The sequence below is a fragment of the Psychrobacter okhotskensis genome (assembly GCF_013248965.1).
Lineage (GTDB): Bacteria > Pseudomonadota > Gammaproteobacteria > Pseudomonadales > Moraxellaceae > Psychrobacter > Psychrobacter okhotskensis.
Genome location: NZ_JABRVQ010000011.1, coordinates 63,628 through 82,344, shown reverse-complemented (window position 1 = coordinate 82,344; position 18,717 = coordinate 63,628). Strand labels below are relative to the sequence as shown.

Below are 18,717 nucleotides of genomic sequence, written 5' to 3'. Positions count from 1 at the left end.
GCCCGCTTAATAGCGTTCAAAACGCCGTATCTCTTAACCTCTATAATCTGCAATTTATAGGGTAAACCTTATAAATGTTATCGTTTGACGTTGCTGTGTCTATCCTCTGTATATAAAGCGTAAGCCTGCGCAGTGATTTGATTTTAAGGTGGTAGGATGACTTTAAGCAGATACGATATTAAAAGAACACAGTATCAAACAGATAGGGTATTGTTGAATCAAAGCGTTAATAAGCCGATTTTAGTCAAAGGAATAAGCGTTGTATGACAACCAATAATAAGAAATCTAATCATAAAAAATCTAACACTTCTCTCAAAAATCACAACCTTACCGCTGATGAAAGCATTCAGGTCAGGGGCGCGCGGGTGCACAATCTCAAAAATGTCGATGTAGATTTACCGCGTAATGCGTTGGTCGTTTTTACCGGTATATCAGGCTCAGGCAAATCGTCACTGGCATTTGGTACCTTGTTTGCTGAGTCGCAACGCCGCTACCTTGATTCGGTATCGCCTTATGCGCGGCGCTTGATTGACCAAGTTGGCGAGCCTGATGTCGATTCGATAGAAGGCTTACCGCCTGCGGTCGCCTTGCAACAGCAGCGCGGTACGCCGTCGGTACGTTCATCGGTTGGTAGCGTGACGACGATTTCAAATGGTCTACGCATGCTGTACTCGCGAGCAGGCGAATATCCTGCTGGGCAAGACATGCTATATGCCGATGCCTTTTCGCCAAATACGCCAGAAGGTGCTTGCCCTACTTGCTCAGGTATTGGCCGCGTGTTTGAGGTCACAGAAGATTTGCTCGTGCCTGACAAGACGAAAACCATTCGAGAACGCGCCATTGCTGCTTGGCCACCAGCATGGCAAGGGCAGAATCTGAGCCGGATATTGACCACACTGGGCTACGATATCGACAAACCTTGGAACACCTTACCCAAGGAAACCCGCGATTGGATTTTATTTACCGATGAAACCCCAGAAGTGCCGGTTTACCCAGAATACAATCTCGAGCAAGTACGCGAGGCGATTAAAAAAGGTGAAAAACCCAATTATAAAGGCACTTTTACCAGTGCAAAAAATTTCGTCTTACATTCTTTTGCCACGACCCAAAGTCCACGTACCAAAAAACGTGTGGCGCAGTTCATGCAAATTTCAGAATGCCCAAGCTGCCATGGCAAAAAGTTAAAACAAGAATCGCTGTCGGTTAAATTTGCAGGGCTTGATATTGGCGAGTTATCACAATTAACCTTGACTGAACTGGCGCTTAAACTTCACGGCGCTGCCAATAAAAAACTCAGCGATGATATGCCCGACCGTGAAAAAGCCATTGTTGCCAAGCGTATTACCAGCGATATTTTATCGCGTGTAGAAGCGTTAACCAGACTTGGGCTAGGTTATTTATCGCTTGAACGTACCACGCCTACCTTATCGCCCGGTGAGCTACAGCGCTTAAGACTTGCCACTCAAATTCGCTCTAAACTGTTTGGGGTGGTTTATGTGCTCGATGAACCTTCTGCTGGGTTACATCCTGCCGATACTCAGGCGCTATTAGGCGCTCTAGATGAACTGGTAGCAGCGGGTAATTCATTATTCATTGTCGAGCATGATGTTAGCGTCATTCGCCACGCCGATTGGATAGTCGATGTCGGACCAAAAGCGGGCAGTCACGGCGGTGAAATCATCTATAGCGGCCCTGTCGCAGGCTTGCAAGATATCTCTGATTCCTATACTGGACAATATCTTTTTAATGGGGATTCCAAAAATAAAAAATCAAAAACCCAGCAACCAAAAGCCCATCAATTAACAAGCCAGCAGCCAAGACAACCTAATCATTGGCTAAAACTTGCCAATATCGAGCGTAATAATCTACAAGGGTTAGATGCGGCATTTCCTTTAGGGGTGTTAACCACAGTGACGGGCGTTTCAGGTTCGGGGAAATCGAGTTTGGTCAGTCAAGCGTTGGTTGAACTGGTCTACAATGCGCTAGGGCAAAAAACTGTGATTGAAGCGCCCACCGATGAAGCGGCCTTACTGGAGCAAGAACAAGAAACGCCAATAGGCGGAGAGATAGTCAGTGGTATGGAGCATATCAAACGCTTAGTCACTGTAGACCAAAAAGCCATCGGGCGCACACCGCGCTCAAATCTGGCCACTTATACTGGACTGTTTGACCATGTGCGCAAGTTATTTGCTGCCACCAAAGTAGCAAAAGCAAGGCACTATGATGCTGGACGTTTTTCATTTAACGTTAAAAAAGGACGTTGCCCAAATTGCGAAGGCGTCGGTTTTGTCAGCGTTGAGCTGCTATTTCTGCCGAGTGTTTACTCGCCTTGCCAAGTGTGCCACGGTCAGCGCTACAATGACGAAACCTTAGAAATTACTTATCAAGGCAAAAACATCGCTGAAGTACTCGATTTGACAGTCGAAGCGGCTTCTGAATTTTTCGTTGATGATGCCCCAATAATGCGCGCCTTAGATGCCTTGCTAAAAGTTGGGCTTGGCTATCTAAGACTTGGGCAACCAGCAACCGAGTTGTCTGGTGGCGAAGCACAGCGTATCAAACTTGCTACCGAACTGCAGCGTACCCAGCGCGGCGATACGCTGTATGTGCTCGATGAACCAACGACTGGCTTACATCCTTCTGATGTCGCGATGCTGATGGCACAGTTAAATGGGCTGGTCGCAACTGGTAATACGGTGATTATGGTTGAGCACGATATGCAAGTCGCTAGCAACAGCGATTGGATTATCGATATGGGTCCGGGTGCTGGTGATGAGGGCGGTCTTATTGTGGTAGAAGGCACGCCAGCAGAAGTCGCAAAGTCAAAAACCAGCCGTACTGCGCCTTTTTTACTTTTTTAGCCTATTTCGGCGCACTCTATTAACAACCTTTTATCCACTCAGCAACTGACGGCAGCGCTCGATTACGGGCGCATCGACCATCTGACCTGCTATTTTAAACACCGCTTGTCCGCTTCTGTCGTACTCTTCTAGCACTTGTTTGGCAAATGACAATTCGCTCTCTGTTGGTTGTAAAGATGCTTGCACGGTGGCGACTTGCTTGGGATGAATACACAGCATCCCTGACATGCCCATCTGTGACCAAAGCTGTACTCTGGCACTTAAACCTTCGTCGTCCTTAAAGTCAGGATAAACCGTATCAATAGGCGCTAATAATTGATGTACTGTTGCCGTTAAGATTAATTGATAGCGAATCTGATTGGCGATGATGTCTGCTGCTGGCGTTCCAACAGTGAAACCCAAGTCATTACACAAATCTAAAAAACCATAGCTAAATGTCAACAGCCCTGATGCTTTTGCCATCTCGTCTATCTGATACAGACCAAGCGCACTTTCTATTAAGGCAATTACCGATAAGTTAGTGGCTTGATAAACTGCTTCAATATCCGATGCTTGTTCGGCTTTCGCCAATACGACACCCGCCAGATTAGGCAGCTGTTGGCACAATTCTAAATCCTTTTTATACTCATCACTACCCGCTTTATTGATACGTAGCCAAATCGGTCGTGGGTTTTGTACATTATCCTGCTCGTCATAATAACTTTTTACAGAGTCGCGAGCTTGCGTTTTATCTTCGCAGGCGACCGCATCTTCTAGATCGACAATCACTGCATCTGCGCCGCTCGTAAAGGCTTTTGCTACTCTATCGATTCGAGTCGCAGGGACAAATAGCCACGTCTTCGTTTTTATATGATTGTTTATCATTACATTATGATGAGGCTGCTTTTTATCTTTAATAGGACTTTTCATATTTGCTTCTATTGTGGTTTCTATTGTTGTTTTCATCGTTATCCTCACAATTAATCGCCCGTAGTCATCCATCTATTTGTGACCAACATTCACGTTATGGCGTTGATTTTTTGCTATGGGATTTGCGGTAATGACTGGGTGACTGCCCGTAACGCCGCTTGAATGCACCACTAAACGAGTGATCTGACGCATAGCCTACCAATTCGCTAATCTTGCTAATTGAATACTGTTCTTGCCGCAAAAATCTTGCCGCCAGTCGCAAGCGATAGTGACTCAGATATGCCAGCGGCGTGATACCAACGGACTGCTTAAAACGCTCATTAAGTCCTGAGCGCGACAGCCCAGATGCTTTTCGTCCAAGCATCTTCTGGGTAGCGGTGCATCAAATAGAGGGTATTTGATAGATAAGGATCTTTTAGGGCAGCTAGCCAGTTGCCATTTTCATCTCCGTTTCTAATGGCATTATTTTCACCACTGTTGTCGGCATCAATGTTTATCTGCCATGGATGATCAATCCACGATGGCGTACTGTCTAGGGTATTATCCGTAGCGTGATTTATGCTGTCATTAAATCCTGATGCCATTTCTAGCTGTTCGACATACTCGCGTATACATTCAATCATCAACATGCCAGCCAAGCGTTCAAGCATCGTGGTTTTGCCGGGGCGCTGCAAGCTCACTTCTAATAAGAAAAACTGCAACCCAATATTCACCACATCATTGTAAGCCGAGTGCTTTTGGGTCACTGGCGGCAGACTGGCTGGCAACGCAGATAGCAAAGGTCTTGCCATATCGGTGTCAAACTGACTGCGTAACACAATAAATTGAGTCTCATTATCTTGCATATGATTAGTTTGAGTATGCTTAGTTTGAACATGGTTACCTTGGGCAATAATTTTATGACCGCTATCTGTATTGTCAATCTCTAAGCCAATCTGACCTTCAGTGTGTGCAGGCATGATTGTTTTAGCCGTTAGATTAGACACCATTGGTGCTGATTGACAGACATAATTGTTTTAGCCGTTAGATTAGACACCATTGGTGCTGATTGACAGACATAGCTGTCTTGTGTGGTCAACATCATCATATTGTTGGCTGTGATCACTTGCCTGTCATTATTATCATTACCATAGCACAGATGCACCTCGCCACTGATAACCACAATAAAGCTCAAATAATCATCCTGTCTACTCTGTACCAGTTGCCAAGAGCCGCGCGCATTGACAGTGATATATTGCACCTTTTGCAAATGCATCTCATCAAACAATCGACTTAAAATATCCATATTTTAGACCAATACTAGGGTGTGTCATCATTTAGATTGTGAGGCTTAAAATGAGGAAAATTGCAGCCAAACAAGGAAGTAATTGCCGTAAATATGAACATATTGACAAAATTTCTGACGATGTTTGGCAAAATTTAGCCATTTTAAGACCACTAAATGTATCAATATGCTAATTGATGACACGCCCAAACTACTCACTTCAAAGAGCGTTATCAACGTTAATTACCGTATATACGCTATGTATAAGTTCTCAACATAACGAAGTCCGACGATTAAATCTGAATATATTTGCACTTTTGGACACAAAGTGAGATTTTTTTGTCAATCAACGCCGTCTTGAATGATATCAAAGGTCATAATAAATTATCAGAATTTTGATTGATACTATAGTCAATTCGACATAAAACCGATACGCTAATATTACCAGTGCTACTGGTATAAATTTTACTTGCATGCTGTGTCTGCGCTGACAGAGGCTGCGCAAAATTCATCCCAGCAGCACTATATTTTTTTATAGTGATTCAACTATATATAAATGGAACGGTTTGAAGTGGCTATCAGGCAATCAAGTAAGAGTGCAATAAATAATAGACTGGATAAGTCTGAGACCGTTTCTGATTTATAGAAGCTTAACTATACAAGGACCGTATAATGACTAAGACATTAAGCATCAAAGAACATGCCATCATTCAAGATGCGGTGGATGGCTCATTATGGCGCGACCCAAAAAGGCGGTTTTGGTTGTGTAGTCCATCACTGCCTCTATTAGGCTGCTTGTTCGCGTTAGGATTACGAGATCAAAAAGGTTTTGAGCTTAAAAATACAGCGCTGGCGTGGGCAGGGACTATCTTGATCCACGGTATCATACCGTTGGCGGATGTGTTGGTCGGTCGAGATGATAGCAACCCACCTGATAGCGCTATGCAAGCGCTTGCCCAAGACCCCTATTATAAGTGGATTGCTCATGCTTTTATACCGTTACAATATATGGCTTTTGGACTGTTGGCTTACCAGTATAGTCAGCGAAAATTGCCTTGGTATAATCGTTTAGGCGTTGCCTTGACAGCAGGCATTGGCAGTGGTATTGCGATTAATACCGCGCATGAGCTTGGCCATAAGTCTGACCACTTAAATCGTACTTTGGCGCGCGTCAGCCTTGCACCAGCGGCCTATGGACATTTCGCCATAGAGCATAATTTCGGTCATCACCGCTGGGTCGCGACCCCAAAAGATCCAGCCAGTAGCAAGTACAACGAGAGCTTTTGGCAGTTTTTGCCGCGTACGGTGTTTGGGGGTCTACGTTCCGCCATAAACATTGAAACCGAGCGGCTTGCCCGTCGACAAAAAGGCTTTTGGAGTAAAGACAACGAGCTGTTGCAAGGTTGGGCGATGTCGGCGGTACTTTATGCCACCCTTTATAAGGCTTTTGGCAAAAAGATTCTACCCTTTATTGGCTTGCAGGCGGTATACGGCTTTAGTCTGTTAGAAGTGGTGAACTATCTAGAGCACTACGGTCTGCTCAGAGAGCAAGACGATAACGGGCAGTTTGAGCGTACGCAGCCGGAGCACAGCTGGAATAGTAATCACACGGTGACCAATTTGTTTTTGTATCAATTGCAGCGCCATTCTGATCACCACGCGCATCCAAGCCGCGCTTATCAATTGCTCAGACATTTTGAGGAAGCACCGCAACTGCCGATAGGTTATGCCACGATGATTATGCCCGCCTATATCCCGCCACTGTGGTTTGCTATTATGAATAAGCGTGTCAGAGCACATTATGATAATGATATGAGTAAAATTAATATGCACCCCAAACCATTGAGTCCATTAATGCAGCGGACGACGAATATCATTGAAAAAAGCTTACAGCGATTAAATCTTATCATGTCAAAACGTGCGAATAGATAGATTTAAAGCAATGAGCTGAAAGTAGTGAACTAAAAGTAATGAACGTTGAGACATAAAAAAAACACGTTACTAATGAACGTGTTTTTTATTATAAAAATATAGCGATAGTGATAAACGGATTAAGCCAACATGCCGCCATCAACCACGACCGTTGCGCCCGTCGTATAACTTGACGCGTCAGAGACTAGGTACAATACCGTACCTGCCATCTCGTCAGGATTAGCCACGCGTCCTAACGGAATTGCATGTAGCGCCATCTTTAAGACTTTATCATTGGTAGTCAATGCTGAGGCAAATTTGGTGTCGGTTAACCCTGGCAGCAGCGCATTAACGCGAATATTTAATGGCCCGCATTCTTTGGCAAAGGCTTTGGTCATGCTAATGACAGCCGCCTTAGTGATTGAGTAGATACCTTGCTTGTCACCCGCGACCAAACCATTGACCGATGCGGTATTTAAAATCACTCCGCCGCCCTGCTCGCGCATCATTTTGCCTGCTGCCGTCGACATAAAGAAATAACCGCGAATATTGACTTCGACAGTTTTATCAAAAGCCGCTAAGTCGGTATCTAAGATATGGCCGTAATAAGGGTTTGCCGCGGCGTTATTAACTAAAATATCAATCTGACCAAATTCGCTTTTGATATGCTCAAAAATCGCCTCAATCTGATCCATATCACCCACATGACAAGCAAAGGCGCTGGCTTTATGACCGTCGGCGACGATGCTATCAGCGACCGCTTGGCAAGCATCAATCTTACGGCTAGAGACAATCACATGCGCGCCTCTTGACGCCAATAAGCGGGCGATAGATTCGCCAATACCACGACTGGCACCAGTGACTAAAGCAATCTTGCCGGTTAAATCAAATAAATCTTTCATCGTTATTCCTTGTATTTTGAATTAGCTATTCAGTTTTCAATTTTTTATCGTAACCACTTAATAAATTATAGTCGAAAAACTGCAAATCTATTACAAGGCAGCTGAGTGTAGATAGTATCTATTTTATACAAGCCAGTACATTGAGCGAGGCTAACAGCGTAATGATTTAGCAGTTATTTGACTATTAAGCCAACATACCGCCATCAAGGGTAAACGCATGACCATTCATAAAGCTGCTTTCATCACTCGCAAGCCAAGCAATCGCGCCAGACACTTCATCGACTTTACCTAAACGGCGTAATGGACTGGCATTAATAGTGGCTTTTTGCGCGCGCTCGCCCATCTTCGCCATGGTATTTTGCACCATTGGCGTATCAATAAAGCTTGGACATACGGCGTTAAAACGAATATTGACGCGCGCATATTCATGAGCAGCAGACTTCGTCAGTCCCATCACGCCATGTTTGGCAGCGCTATAAGCTGATAGCAACGGCGCAGAACGAAGTCCTGCGATTGATGCCACATTAATCACATGACCACCGCCATTCGGAGCCATACAAGTGACGGCGGCACGCATACAATGCCAAACACCCTTTAAATTAACGGCGATATTGCGGTCAAAATCCTCATCGCTTAGCTCATGCATCGGTGCAGGCTGATGGTCGATGCCCGCATTATTTACCACCACATCAAGACCACCCAGCGTTTCCATGGCAAAGGTAAATAATGCGCGCACTTCGTCGCCACTCGTCACATCAACTTTTTTAAAGACGATACTATTGCCCGCATCTTGACCTTGCTTGGCAACGGCTGCGCCCATCTCTTCGGCCATATCACCGATCACGACTTTCGCACCGCGACTGGCTAACAATAACGCACTTGCCGCACCAATGCCAGACGCACCGCCCGTGATTAAAATACGTTTACCAGAAACGTTACTGGCTACGTCTGATGCAATTCCATTTGTATTCAGTGTCATGATTTATCCCTCTACCTTAAGTACCAGTTTGCCGAAATTTTCACCTTTAAAGAGCATCATCAACGTATCAGGGAAAGTCTCGATACCTTCAACGATATGATCTTTTACTTTTAACTCACCCGACTGAATCCAGCCAGCAATCTCTTTCATCGCGATTGGATACTCTTTGATATTATCAAAGACAACGATGCCTTCCATACGGGCACGATTGACCAATAATGACAGATAGTTTGACGGCCCTTCTACCGCTGTGGTGTTGTTATATTGGCTAATCGCACCGCAAATCACGATACGCGCGCGCAGATTAATTTGGGTCAGGACGTCATTTAAGATATCGCCGCCTACGTTGTCAAAGAAGACATCTACCCCATTTGGACAAGCTTGCTTTAAGCCTTTTTTGACATCCTCATTTTTATAATCTACCGCAGCATCAAAACCTAGCTCATCGACTAGGAATTTGCATTTCTCAGCACCGCCTGCGATACCAACGACTCGGCAGCCTTTTAGTTTAGCAATCTGTCCAACCAAACCACCAACCGCACCCGCAGCACCAGAGACGACCACCGTCTCGCCAGCTTTTGGTTGACCAGTTTTTAATAAGCCAAAGTAACCGGTCATACCCGGCATACCGAGCACGCCTAAGTAATAAGATAAGGGTGCAAGGTTTGGATCGACTTTGTATAAACCAGTACCATCACTAACTGCATACGACTGCACGCCATTGTGACCACAGACATAATCGCCGACGGCAAACTTCTCATGCTTACTTTCAATCACTTCGCCCACGGTACCCGCGCGCATGACATCACCAATCTGTACCGGTTCGATATAAGATTTGGCATCGTTTAACCAGCCACGCATCGCTGGATCCATCGAGATATATTCAATTTTTATCAGTAACTGACCGTCTGTGATGGTCGGTAGTTCTGACTCGGTATAATCCCAAGTCTCCGCACTCGGTGCGCCAACAGGTCTTTCTTTTAAACGCCACTGCTTATTCATTGTTGTCATTATTTATTCCTTTAAATTTTTATAAAAAGCCATTGGTATCGTTTGCTTAAAAAGAGTTTATTCAAAATAAGCCAAATATATTAAAAAGCGTTCTTCTGGGATAAATTTTTCTCGCTTGCTGTGCGCTTTGCACTCCAGAGGCTTCGAAAAATTCATCCCAGCATCACATTGGTCGTATTATTCAGGCATGTTCTTATGTTGAAAACATTCCAAACAATCACTTAAAACCATTCTGCTTGCATATTGGTACATACCGCATTGTCGTTATTTAACAGCTCGATATCGCGATTGATTAACGGCAATTCCCAATCGATAAAGTATTTTGCTGCTTGTAGTTTGCCATGATAGAAGTTTTGCTTTTCAACGTCGGTTGTATCACTTAACAACTGTTCCGCTTTGCTAGCTTGGCGAATCCAAATCCAGCTGACCACGATAGAGGCAAAAATATTCATTAGTGCTTGTGCGTTACCCGTTAATGTAAGTGCTTTTTCCGTTTGCAGGATTTTGCTTAGATGCACCAATACTTCATGCAGATGACCCATATAAGGCATCAATTTACCGGCAAGTTTGGCGGTTTCTGGTGTGCTGATACTTTCTAAGTCTTGGGTAATTTCACGTTTTAGAATTTGAATACCAAGACCCTTGTTTTGCCATAACTTACGGAATGACAAATCTAACGCTTGCACGCCATTTGTGCCTTCATGAATGGGATTGAGACGATTGTCACGCCAAAACTGCTCGGCTTGATACTCGCGCGTATAGCCTGCACCGCCCAATACTTGAATGCCTAAATCATTGGCTTTCGGCCCATATTCAGAGGGCCATGCTTTTAATACTGGCGTGAGTAAATCCAGCAGTTCTGATAGCTCAGCTTTTAGTGTTGCATCTTCACAAGTATTGATACGGTCGATCAGGTTTGAGCCATATAAACACAGTGATATGCCGCCCTCGCTATAGGCTTTTTGCGCCAACAACATACGCTTCACATCGCCATGCTGAATGATCGCTGTTGCTGCATCTTCAGGTTTGTTATTCGGTGCAATTCTGCCCTGCGTTCTGTCTTTGGCATAATCAAGCGAATACTGATAACCACGATAGCCAATCATCGCTGCGCCAAAGCCAACCGCGATGCGCGCTTCATTCATCATCTTAAACATGTAGCGCAAGCCGAAATGCTCTTCGCCGATAAGATAGCCATAGCACTTGCCTGCATCGCCAAAGCTTAATGCGGTAGAAGTCGCGCCTCGATAGCCCAGCTTATGAATAAGACCCGTTAAATGCACATCATTACGCTCGCCTACTGATGAATCATCATTCAGACGATACTTCGGCACGGCAAATAAAGAAATACCTTTGACGCCACCAGGACCGCCGGGCACTTTAGCTAAGACCAAATGCACGATATTGTCAGACAATTCGTGATCGCCTGCTGAGATATAAATCTTGCTGCCTTTGACACGATAGCTGCCGTCGTCTTGTTTAACAGCGGTAGTTTTGATATCGGCAAGCGATGAGCCAGCATGCGGCTCGGTTAACGCCATGGTGCCGGTAAATTCACCCGTTAGCATACGCGGCATAAAGGCATTTTTAATCTCGTCGCTGGCAAAATGCGAGATAACATTAATGGCGGCAGTGGTCAAAAATGGATAAGCGGTGGTTGATGGATTGGCCGCCATAAAATAGCCTGCCACTGCGGTCATAACCGTTTCGGGTAATTGCATGCCGCCATCGTCAAAGCTATAACGACCCGCGATGAAGCCCGACTCACGAAACGCATCAAAGGCAACTTTTACGTCACTTATCATGCTGACTTTTTTGCCATCGAACTGTGGCTCGTTTTTATCTGCCACATGGTTATGGGGCAAGAATAGCTGGGTGGCGATTTTATTGGCGGTGTCGAGTACCGCATCAAAGGTTTCGCGGCTGTGTTCTGAAAACTTCGGATGCTCGGTTAAATGCTCAGTGCCCAATACATCATATAGTTGGAACGGTAACTCAAAGTCATTGATAAGCGTATCTGCTGCCATAGTATTCTCGTTAACTCATTAAATTTGGTGATTCATTGATATTAATCTAATTTAACGCCTTGCCATATTGTCATTTATGACATAATTATGGTCAAATAAGACATCCTCTCTAACCTATAGTGAGTGAATTTCAAATTACGTATCCTGTAGCTGGTGAATATCAGCCATAAATTTGCATACACTTAAAGGAAGCCAAATTTTGCCCTACTTCAAACCGTTTAAAGTGATTATCGTTGGCTTCGATGGCGTGCTCGGTAGTGTGCTTGCTGGGGCGCTAGATTTATTTTCGTTTACTGGCGTCAGCTGGCAGCGATTCTTGGATGAGGCAGTAGAACCAAGGTTTGACGTGCAGATTGCAAGCTTAGGTGGCGCGGATATCAGATGCAGCAACCGTTTGATTATGCGAGCGCATTGCGATATTCAGGAAGTCACAGAGTGCGACTTACTATTAATTCCAACGATTGGCGATTCAATCGATAAAGTATTGAGTCAAAATAGCGCTCTAATTTCGCATTTACAGCGGCTGGCAAACACCAAAGCGGATATCGCTAGTAATTGTAGCGGCGCTTTCTTTTTAGCAAAAGCAGGCTTGCTCGATGGCAAAGTAGCCACCACCCATTGGGGTTATGCCAGTAAGTTTAAGACCGATTTTCCATTGGTTGATTTGCAGGAAAACCAGTTTGTCACTCAATCAAAGAATCAATTTGGCAATATATTCTGTGCGGCAGGCGGTAGCGCCTTTTATGACTTGGGGTTGTTGTTAATCGAGCGGTATTGCGGACGTGAGATTTCTACCCAAGTGGCAAAAACTCAAATTATTGATAGTAAACGCGGCAATCAAAGCAGCTATACCAATGTAACCTTGCATAAACCACATGCTGATCAGTTGGTTAAGCAGGTACAAGAATTTATCGAGGAAAACTTCAAACAACCTATGCAGGTGAGCAATTTGGCTGCTATGGTGAATATCACCCCGCGCACCTTAAACAGGCGTTTTCAATCATGCGTTACTATGCGCCCAATTGAGTATATTCAAGCAGTACGAATTGAGCAGGCCAAGCGCTTACTGGAATTGGGCGATGTGACGATAAAATCGCTAACTGAGCAAGTCGGCTATGATGATATCTCGTCATTTACGCGGCTGTTTAAACGCGCTACTGAGCTAACCCCGAAAGAATATCAGGATAAATTTTCACGACTGGCGATTTAACTTGATAGTAGACTTTTTAGAAGTAATACGTGGCTGCAATAAATTTATCACAGCAACAATTTTTATATAATTCATTCGATATAAAAACGATACAGCGAGATGAAACGTTGTTTTTTGTAGCCTCTGTCGGCGTAGGCACAGCACGCAAGAAAAACAACGTTTCATTGAGCGACCTGATAACTACGTATCTGATTTATTTGGATTTGACTATAGGCTTAAACTTTTTTGCCACAAGCCTTCGACATGAATGGCATCGGCTTTAATCGTTGGGTAATCATTAAATACCAATTGATAGCCACCAACTGTATTTGGACTAATCTGACACATCGCGCCAAGTGGGAAGCTGTGTTTTTGTCCAATATGACCAAAGCGCATGCCGCTATAAATCGGCAACCCTGTCAGCTTATGCAATTGACGAATCACGGTGGCGACATCATAACGCTTGTCATAGCTGTCCTCACCTGCACCCGATAACGCACCAAACACAATGGCTTGCTGGTCTTTAAACACCCCTGCCAAATACAAATCATAGAGCATGCGCTCGATGCGGTAAGCTTGCTCGCCGACATCTTCTAAAAATACGATACCGCCAGCAATACGTGGCAAATACTCACTGCCTGCCAGCGCTGACACCACGCTTAGATTGCCACCCCATATAGTGCCGGTTAGATTTTTTGGCTCAGAATTTGTCAGAATACTCGGTAAATTTAGACTGGTTAACGACGCATCTTGTATGTTGATAGCCAGATTAGGATTGGTTAATGCTTCTACAAATTGGCGACAGCTGACTTGGTCGGGTTTGGTTTTGCCAAACTCGCTATAGAGCATCGGCGCGGCAAGTGAGCTCATACCGCCTTTTGCCAGTAGCGCACACTGAATCGCGGTCACATCGCTAAAGCCCGCCAGTATCGTGCCGCGCTCCTTCATAATACGACCTAAAGTTGACCAATCAACCATCGGCAATAAACGCATCGCACCATAGCCGCCGCGTACACCAAGTAGCAGTTTAGGCGCTTTAATCGCACCCGTAGCAATGTTTTGCAAATCACTAGCGCGCTGCGAATCCGTACCCGCAAAGCGCAGATACTGCCGTTTGGTAATCGCCGGATTATCCACCTTAAAGCCCGCACAAGCCATGCGATCTAACGCCAACTCATTACGCTCGTCACTACCGCCGACATTGGAGCTGGCAAAAAGCCGCGTCTCAATATTTGGCGTGATACAACTCGTTTGCACCTGCAATGTTTCGGGCGCTGCTTGTTGTGCTTGTCCTGATGGCAGGCTCTCATCCATCAACGCCGTTGGCAGATCATCTTTGGTAAATTGCGTGCTGTTATCTTGCCCAGTAGTATTAGCAGCCAGTGCTTGAGTAATGCTTTGGGTCGCTAACAGCCCTGCCCCTGCGCTGATTCCGACTTGACGTAAAAACTGGCGACGATTCAGCTCAGAAAATTTCTTAGTCATTATTCTACCTTTTTTGCCATGCAGCTAGGGTCTGTTGAACAGCCGTCTTTAGCACACGTTAAATATTTGTTTTATAAGATCTCATAAACTGGATTATAACGCAGGTTTGGACAATATCGCGTCTTAGGATGGTTTAGCTCAGCTCAATCTATCGCTGCTATAGTCAACAAAACGATACAGAATCACTCACAGTCTTATTTGGCTGAAGTCGCTACTCTTGTTATAGTAAAGGGCGTTCAATAGTCTTTAACAAAAAATAAGGAATATGAGTATGGCTGACAAAGAGAAAGATAATAAAAGCCTGATAGACAGTATTAAGGTCATTTTAGGTAAAGAAGATAAGCTCAATGACCAGCTCGAAAACGGTCGCGGCCTTGAGCGTTATGCTAAGGATTTGCTACTGCTGATGAGTTTAGTCAAAGATTATTATCAAGGCAACTATCGCAATATTCCCTACAAAACTATTTCTGCGGCAGTGGTCGGTCTGCTCTATGTCCTGAACCCTATTGACATCATTCCAGATTTTATTCCCTTTATCGGTCAAATTGATGATGCATTGGTACTGAAATTTTGTCTCAAGCTCATGGAAAAAGACTTGCGCAAGTACAAAACTTGGAAAGATGAGCAGACAGCTTCTAAAGATGAAAAGTCTAATAAAGACGCTGCCTCAAAGCCGACTGATAAAAAGCTAGAAGATAAAAGTAACAGCTCAAAGAAAACAGATAAATAATCTAGTAAACAATCACTTATAAAAAACACGATCAATGAGGCACTCACTGACCGTGTTTTTTACAAGCTTAAAATAGAAACCTTTTAAGCTATTTATACATTTACCTTTTCAACTCTTTATCAATCTGGCACATCATAACGGGCTTTTTCTGGATTAAGACCGAATGAATAAACAAAGGTCGCAACGAGGCTGTTTATAATGATAAACGGCAAATCGATAGCGGTATGCCCAAGCAAGTAGCGACCGATGAGCCATGAGATAATGAGCATAACAATAAAGAACCCGCCCAAATACGCCAAGATGGCTGGATGCTTAAGATTATAAGGCTGCTCAGGTTCAGGTTTTTTGTTTAATACATAGCTTCTTATCGCCCAACCAGCCGCATAAGAAAACCCACCCAACACCACATAACTAAAAAAATTCATATTACCTGACTCTAATGACTTGACTACTTATGAGAAAAGACTGCTTATGAGAAAAGATTGTCTATAATTGATGAGATGTACTTAGGGTCTGTTGAACATTCAAATATTAGGACTGCTGATTGCTAAAATCGTCCCAAACCTTTTATCAAATCAGGCGTAAACCGACGATAATGTCGAGACCTTAGCTAGGTTTACAACAACGTTTGGGGTGATTTTAGCATCAGCCTTCCAGGGCAGGGCTATTTTTTGCCAACACATGGCGAAATTATCTAACCTAGAATGACTAGGCGTCAAAAATTTCACTGCGTATTGTCTAAAAAATAGCCGCTGCCAGTGCCACATTTGAATGTTCAACAGACCCTAATGCTAATCAGACCATTTTCTTAGCTGCCTGTACCGACATTATCAATGATAATATTGGCATGGGGATTGGCTAAAATATCAGTATTAACGTCATCACACTCTACGCGATAGATAGTATTGGCACCGCGATAGATATACGACAAATACTCACTGTCCAGTAGCGGATCGATATTGGCATAGACAGGCTTCACATGAGCCAGTACCAGCACCCTATCGGGACGGCCGATGACTGCATCGACATTGTCAGGATCTATAGAGAAAAACGTGGGTATCTCGCTATTTTCGAGTACTTCTAACGGTTCAGCGTCATCCCAAACACGCTTGGCGCTTGCTGGCTCCTTCATTTGCATCACCCAAGCGCCGTCCTGTTGACTGACTTTTATTTGCGCAGGCTCGTCATGACTGACCGTATAGCAGCCTTCAAAGACAGACAGATCTGCTGCGGCTTCAACCACGTCGGTATCGGCTTGGGTATTACTATCATTACAAGCGCTCAACAGTAACGCGCTGCTTGCCGTGATACTGACCATCAACAGCGTCAATCTTTTATAAAAAACGTTTGAGCGTAAGGACATAATAGGGTTATCCTGCATTCATGCATTAAAACTTTTAGGAAGCAAGCCGTTGATAAACAGTATCGTTAATTTTAATTGTTAATGGCGAAAAAGTAGCCATGACCATCGTTATTTAAATGGCAGTTTACGCTATTTTTTATGCATTCATCTTTAAAACGACGCAGCCACTTTGAGAATTGCTACTAGTGCTATTTTGGGTTAAATACGTTGATGCTCGTGCTGCCAAATGCTGGTCAGCTTGGCGCAATCCTGCTTATTTTAACAGAAAACTGCAGGGTTACTATTATGATATGTGGTTTTGCGATTTTGTGCGTTACGATTGCCCATATCAGCGATAGATTTGTTATACTCAAGCGCAGTTAAGTGGTGCGCCGCTATTGTTTTTATGGTGCTCCCAAAATCTCTTAACGCCACCCTACGTTTCTCATTTATTAGGTCACAAAGTTTTTATGTCAGACAATCGTACCTCTACGCCACATAGTTATAAAGACCACGCGATTGATCCGTTGGCCGCCAAAGCAAACACCACAGTGGCCTACACCGATGGCGCCTGCAAAGGCAACCCGGGCGCTGGTGGTTGGGGCGCGCATTTGATATTCAGTGATGGGCGTACGCAGGATTTATATGGTGGCGATAAAGAAACGACCAATAATCGCATGGAGCTGATGGGCGCGATACAAGCATTGACTCATAGTCCACATGAGCAAAACCTCGAGATTTGGACAGACTCCAGCTATGTCAAAAAAGGCATTACCGAATGGATTGAAGGTTGGAAAAAACGAGGCTGGAAAACAGCCAGTAAAAAACCCGTTGCCAATCAAGACCTTTGGCAACAATTAGATGCACTATGCCAACAGCGCGATGTTGACTGGCACTGGGTGAAGGGTCACGCCGGACATGCGGGCAATGAAAAAGCCGATGAGCTGGCAAACTTAGGCGTGACGTCCAGTAGTGAAGCATCATCGAGCATAGAGTCGCAAGAAATGGCTAAAAAAAAAGAGCAAATAATGCCTGATAAAGCACAAAGTGGCTCTAATCAAAGCGCCTCTAATCAAAGTGGCTCTAATAATGATGACTGGCTAAAATATGATCCGTTGGGTCTTGATATCGATGATGAGCTTGACGAAGAAGCGCTCGATGATGAACCATTCGACAACCCTTTATTAGACGAACAAAGCCATGACAATGCTAGCAAACCAATGAGTACCCCCAACATGCCAGAAGCCCAGACGATGACGACTGACACTATAATAAATAATGATAATCCAGATATGGCAACTGATGAGCCAAAATTTGATGGTGACACCAGTCGTGCCAATCCATATTTTAAGCCATTGCTACCCAAGCCGATACACCGTCACGAGTCCGATCGCCAGCTCATTATGGATACCGAGACCACCGGACTTGATCCACAAAAAGGCGACCGTATCATTGAAGTTGGTATTGTTGAGATGATCGGGCGCAAATTCACCGGTGAAAAGCTACACGTCTATATCAACCCGCAGCGCGGGATGGATGAGGAAGTGATTCGCATTCATGGTATCTCTGAAGCGTTTTTAACCGACAAGCCAACCTTTGATCAAGTCGCTCAGTCACTCTATGACTTTATGGACGGTGCCGAAATCATCGCTCACAACGCCACCTTTGATATGAACTTCTTAAACATGGAGTTCGCTAAAGTTGGCATGCATGACTTTGCACAGCGGGTAAAAGTCACTGACTCGCTAGTCATGGCCAAACAGCAATATCCAGGACAAAAAAACACCCTAGATGCCCTCGTGCGCCGCTTAGATGTCGGTAAACAAGACCGTACTTTCCACGGGGCATTATTGGATTCCGAGATTTTAGCTGAAGTCTATCTAGCAATGACGGGCGGTCAGGTCACCCTCGCCATCGAAGAAGACTCACAAGCAGACGGCGGACAAACAGCCCACGCCAGCTTTGCTAATTTGGCGTCCTTATTATTAGTGTCACCCACCGATGAGATGGCCAGCCAGCAGTGGTATAGCGAGTTGGCCGAACAATATCCTGAATTAAAAGCAAACATGTAGCACGTGATTAAAATAACCTCTTATATTAAAATAAC

16 protein-coding genes are annotated in these 18,717 nt (G+C 44.4%); 5 read left to right on the top strand and 11 right to left on the bottom strand.

Going from position 1 to position 18,717, the window contains the following annotated elements; genetic code table 11:
- Positions 1-263: 263 nt before the first annotated feature.
- A complete protein-coding gene (uvrA, locus tag HQR03_RS07340) occupies positions 264-2,861 on the top strand; it encodes an excinuclease ABC subunit UvrA (RefSeq protein ID WP_173239713.1) in 2,598 nt (865 codons plus the stop codon).
- A gap of 30 nt (positions 2,862-2,891) precedes the next feature.
- Here the strand turns inward: uvrA and HQR03_RS07335 are convergent, their stop codons facing one another.
- From HQR03_RS07335 to HQR03_RS07320, 4 genes are read right to left on the bottom strand one after another with little or no spacing between them, the layout of a single operon-like run.
- Complete coding sequence (locus HQR03_RS07335; protein ID WP_244951999.1) at positions 2,892-3,806, bottom strand: HpcH/HpaI aldolase/citrate lyase family protein; 915 nt, start codon at positions 3,804-3,806, stop codon at positions 2,892-2,894.
- A 58-nt stretch (positions 3,807-3,864) separates the two neighbouring features.
- Positions 3,865-4,134 (bottom strand): helix-turn-helix transcriptional regulator, encoded by a 270-nt coding sequence (locus HQR03_RS07330; protein ID WP_173239712.1) that lies wholly within the window; start codon positions 4,132-4,134, stop codon positions 3,865-3,867.
- Positions 4,091-4,729, bottom strand: coding sequence for a cupin domain-containing protein (locus tag HQR03_RS07325; RefSeq protein ID WP_173239711.1), 639 nt, complete (start codon positions 4,727-4,729; stop codon positions 4,091-4,093). The genes HQR03_RS07330 and HQR03_RS07325 overlap by 44 nt, the downstream gene beginning before the upstream one ends.
- A gap of 14 nt (positions 4,730-4,743) precedes the next feature.
- Complete coding sequence (locus HQR03_RS07320; protein ID WP_173239710.1) at positions 4,744-5,055, bottom strand: cupin domain-containing protein; 312 nt, start codon at positions 5,053-5,055, stop codon at positions 4,744-4,746.
- A gap of 651 nt (positions 5,056-5,706) precedes the next feature.
- Here HQR03_RS07320 and HQR03_RS07315 point away from each other — a divergent pair.
- The gene (locus HQR03_RS07315) at positions 5,707-6,966 is read left to right on the top strand and encodes an alkane 1-monooxygenase (RefSeq protein ID WP_173239709.1); all 1,260 of its coding nucleotides are present in this window, start codon (positions 5,707-5,709) and stop codon (positions 6,964-6,966) included.
- A gap of 119 nt (positions 6,967-7,085) precedes the next feature.
- Here HQR03_RS07315 and HQR03_RS07310 read toward each other — a convergent pair whose 3' ends face one another.
- The 4 genes from HQR03_RS07310 to HQR03_RS07295 all read right to left on the bottom strand — a co-directional run bounded on the left by HQR03_RS07310 (position 7,086) and on the right by HQR03_RS07295 (position 11,864).
- The gene (locus tag HQR03_RS07310) at positions 7,086-7,847 is read right to left on the bottom strand and encodes an SDR family oxidoreductase (RefSeq protein ID WP_101212030.1); all 762 of its coding nucleotides are present in this window, start codon (positions 7,845-7,847) and stop codon (positions 7,086-7,088) included.
- 184 nt (positions 7,848-8,031) lie between these two features.
- On the bottom strand, positions 8,032-8,826 hold the full coding sequence (locus HQR03_RS07305) for an SDR family NAD(P)-dependent oxidoreductase (RefSeq protein WP_025650848.1): 795 nt from the start codon (positions 8,824-8,826) through the stop codon (positions 8,032-8,034).
- Positions 8,827-8,829: 3 nt separating this feature from the next.
- The gene (locus HQR03_RS07300; RefSeq protein ID WP_173239708.1) at positions 8,830-9,837 is read right to left on the bottom strand and encodes an NADP-dependent oxidoreductase; all 1,008 of its coding nucleotides are present in this window, start codon (positions 9,835-9,837) and stop codon (positions 8,830-8,832) included.
- 221 nt (positions 9,838-10,058) lie between these two features.
- Complete coding sequence (locus HQR03_RS07295) at positions 10,059-11,864, bottom strand: acyl-CoA dehydrogenase (protein ID WP_173239707.1); 1,806 nt, start codon at positions 11,862-11,864, stop codon at positions 10,059-10,061.
- Between the two features lie 199 nt (positions 11,865-12,063).
- On the opposite strand from HQR03_RS07295, the gene HQR03_RS07290 reads away from it, so the two are divergent.
- Positions 12,064-13,074, top strand: coding sequence for a GlxA family transcriptional regulator (locus HQR03_RS07290; protein WP_173239706.1), 1,011 nt, complete (start codon positions 12,064-12,066; stop codon positions 13,072-13,074).
- 207 nt (positions 13,075-13,281) lie between these two features.
- Here the strand turns inward: HQR03_RS07290 and HQR03_RS07285 are convergent, their stop codons facing one another.
- Positions 13,282-14,538: an LD-carboxypeptidase gene (locus HQR03_RS07285; protein ID WP_173239705.1), complete on the bottom strand. Its 1,257-nt coding sequence runs from the start codon at positions 14,536-14,538 to the stop codon at positions 13,282-13,284.
- Between the two features lie 271 nt (positions 14,539-14,809).
- Here HQR03_RS07285 and HQR03_RS07280 point away from each other — a divergent pair, with 271 nt between their 5' ends.
- The gene (locus tag HQR03_RS07280; RefSeq protein WP_025650843.1) at positions 14,810-15,268 is read left to right on the top strand and encodes a YkvA family protein; all 459 of its coding nucleotides are present in this window, start codon (positions 14,810-14,812) and stop codon (positions 15,266-15,268) included.
- A 119-nt stretch (positions 15,269-15,387) separates the two neighbouring features.
- On the opposite strand, the gene HQR03_RS07275 is transcribed toward HQR03_RS07280, so the two are convergent.
- Together HQR03_RS07275 and HQR03_RS07270 are read right to left on the bottom strand one after the other, a co-directional pair.
- Positions 15,388-15,693: a hypothetical protein gene (locus HQR03_RS07275; protein ID WP_025650842.1), complete on the bottom strand. Its 306-nt coding sequence runs from the start codon at positions 15,691-15,693 to the stop codon at positions 15,388-15,390.
- 383 nt (positions 15,694-16,076) lie between these two features.
- The gene (locus HQR03_RS07270; RefSeq protein ID WP_217271560.1) at positions 16,077-16,631 is read right to left on the bottom strand and encodes a hypothetical protein; all 555 of its coding nucleotides are present in this window, start codon (positions 16,629-16,631) and stop codon (positions 16,077-16,079) included.
- Positions 16,632-17,080: 449 nt separating this feature from the next.
- On the opposite strand from HQR03_RS07270, the gene dnaQ reads away from it, so the two are divergent.
- Positions 17,081-18,682: a DNA polymerase III subunit epsilon gene (gene dnaQ / locus HQR03_RS07265; RefSeq protein ID WP_025650840.1), complete on the top strand. Its 1,602-nt coding sequence runs from the start codon at positions 17,081-17,083 to the stop codon at positions 18,680-18,682.
- Positions 18,683-18,717 lie beyond the last annotated feature (35 nt).

Bases quoted from the DNA above. Each gene is read 5' to 3' on its own strand.
- uvrA (WP_173239713.1), top strand. From the start codon at position 264: ATGACAACCAATAATAAGAAATCTAATCATAAAAAATCTAACACTTCT.
- HQR03_RS07335 (WP_244951999.1), bottom strand. From the start codon at position 3,806: ATGAAAACAACAATAGAAACCACAATAGAAGCAAATATGAAAAGTCCT.
- HQR03_RS07330 (WP_173239712.1), bottom strand. From the start codon at position 4,134: ATGCTTGGACGAAAAGCATCTGGGCTGTCGCGCTCAGGACTTAATGAG.
- HQR03_RS07325 (WP_173239711.1), bottom strand. From the start codon at position 4,729: ATGCCTGCACACACTGAAGGTCAGATTGGCTTAGAGATTGACAATACA.
- HQR03_RS07320 (WP_173239710.1), bottom strand. From the start codon at position 5,055: ATGGATATTTTAAGTCGATTGTTTGATGAGATGCATTTGCAAAAGGTG.
- HQR03_RS07315 (WP_173239709.1), top strand. From the start codon at position 5,707: ATGACTAAGACATTAAGCATCAAAGAACATGCCATCATTCAAGATGCG.
- HQR03_RS07310 (WP_101212030.1), bottom strand. From the start codon at position 7,847: ATGAAAGATTTATTTGATTTAACCGGCAAGATTGCTTTAGTCACTGGT.
- HQR03_RS07305 (WP_025650848.1), bottom strand. From the start codon at position 8,826: ATGACACTGAATACAAATGGAATTGCATCAGACGTAGCCAGTAACGTT.
- HQR03_RS07300 (WP_173239708.1), bottom strand. From the start codon at position 9,837: ATGACAACAATGAATAAGCAGTGGCGTTTAAAAGAAAGACCTGTTGGC.
- HQR03_RS07295 (WP_173239707.1), bottom strand. From the start codon at position 11,864: ATGGCAGCAGATACGCTTATCAATGACTTTGAGTTACCGTTCCAACTA.
- HQR03_RS07285 (WP_173239705.1), bottom strand. From the start codon at position 14,538: ATGACTAAGAAATTTTCTGAGCTGAATCGTCGCCAGTTTTTACGTCAA.
- HQR03_RS07280 (WP_025650843.1), top strand. From the start codon at position 14,810: ATGGCTGACAAAGAGAAAGATAATAAAAGCCTGATAGACAGTATTAAG.
- HQR03_RS07275 (WP_025650842.1), bottom strand. From the start codon at position 15,693: ATGAATTTTTTTAGTTATGTGGTGTTGGGTGGGTTTTCTTATGCGGCT.
- HQR03_RS07270 (WP_217271560.1), bottom strand. From the start codon at position 16,631: ATGTCCTTACGCTCAAACGTTTTTTATAAAAGATTGACGCTGTTGATG.
- dnaQ (WP_025650840.1), top strand. From the start codon at position 17,081: ATGTCAGACAATCGTACCTCTACGCCACATAGTTATAAAGACCACGCG.